The organism is Vibrio sp. Vb1337, assembly GCF_033338715.1.
GTDB lineage: Bacteria > Pseudomonadota > Gammaproteobacteria > Enterobacterales > Vibrionaceae > Vibrio > Vibrio alginolyticus.
In genome coordinates, this window is the sequence record NZ_JAWOTD010000121.1 from 1 (window position 1) to 1,324 (window position 1,324).

Annotated in this window: 2 protein-coding genes; one reads left to right on the plus strand and one right to left on the minus strand. The window is 45.2% G+C overall.

Annotation, left to right across the window (positions count from 1 at the left end):
- Nucleotides 1-678: fructose PTS transporter subunit IIA (locus R7E42_RS24370; protein WP_318073143.1), on the minus strand; the 678-nt coding region annotated here is incomplete at its 3' end.
- A gap of 266 nt (nt 679-944) precedes the next feature.
- Between R7E42_RS24370 and R7E42_RS24375 the strand changes: the two genes are divergently transcribed.
- Entirely contained in the window at nt 945-1,247 is a 303-nt protein-coding gene (locus R7E42_RS24375) for a PTS fructose transporter subunit IIB (protein WP_005463048.1), read from the plus strand.
- Nucleotides 1,248-1,324: the final 77 nt, after the last annotated feature.

The window sequence follows — 1,324 nt, forward strand, 5'->3', positions numbered from 1 at the left end:
AATCCCCATTTGGGCAATATCGGCCAAAATGCCCTCTTGTGGTACACCACCGTGACCAGAGATCATCACCGACAATGACAACAACACACCGCCCGCAACGATAAACGGGATCATGTGGGATGTGCCAAAAAGCAAGTGCTCTTTAATACGGCCAAGTTTTTGCGCCCAAGGGCTCAAGGGTTCTGATGCAAATTCTAAAGAAGTTGGGAGAAATTCATTGGATTGGGTTTGAATATCAGTCAGCATCTCAAGCGCTTCTTCTCGCGATTGAGCCTGTTTGAGCTTTTCAACAAAGCCGTCTTCGATAATTTTGGTGGAAATTTGTGCCAATACTTCAATGTGATGATGATCATCACCATCTGGAGACGCCAGCATGAAAAACACATCGGACAGCTCGCCATCTTCGGCGTCATAATCAATCCCATTACGGCTGATCCCGACCGCGACAGCCGGTTTCGCTACAGCATCACTTTTGGCATGAGGGATCGCAATACCATCATCAAATCCTGTGTTACCGATCTCTTCTCGTTTCCAGATATCTGCCAAGAACTGGCTTTGACTATTGAGTTTGCCGGCGGCCTCTAGCATCTCGACCAGCTCTTTGAGCGCTTCATCTTTGGTTTGAGCTTTTAGATCTAAACATATCGTTTCCAGCTCAATTAGGTTTGTGATGTCCATTGTTTACCTTCCAATATTCACGCTCGAATAGATACCCAAGTGAGTTTGAGATACAGGATCCCCTGGCTCGTATGCGTTCCTACTCATTTTATTTGGGCATAGATTAACCAGTGCCTACCCTTTGATATATAGGACTAAAAGTGCATTAACTGGATTAATGTAACATGAGATTCAAACTGTGATAAAGCTCTTGCGTTAATCCAGCTCAAATCAATTCAATCTGCGGTGGCTGTGCTAATATCCACAAAAAATAAAATGGATAGAACATGAAAATCGTAGCGGTGACAGCATGCCCTACAGGCATCGCTCATACTTATATGGCGGCAGATGCACTAATGAAAGCTGCGCCAAAACATAACGTGCAAATTAAAGTAGAAACGCAAGGTGCGATGGGGATAGAGAATCAGCTCACTCCTCACGATATTGCTCAAGCGGATCGGGTTTTGATCGTGTCGGATATTGAGATAGAACAACCAGGCCGATTCGAAGGGACGCGCAAAATTCAAATCCCCATTGAAGAGGTTTTGCTGAACGTCGACAAAGTATTCCTCGTCCACTGCCGCGACTAAATTTGCAGATGAACGAATACCAAATCACCTTTTTCGTCGACAATGCAAATGCCAGTGCGCACCTTGCTCAGCCGCTC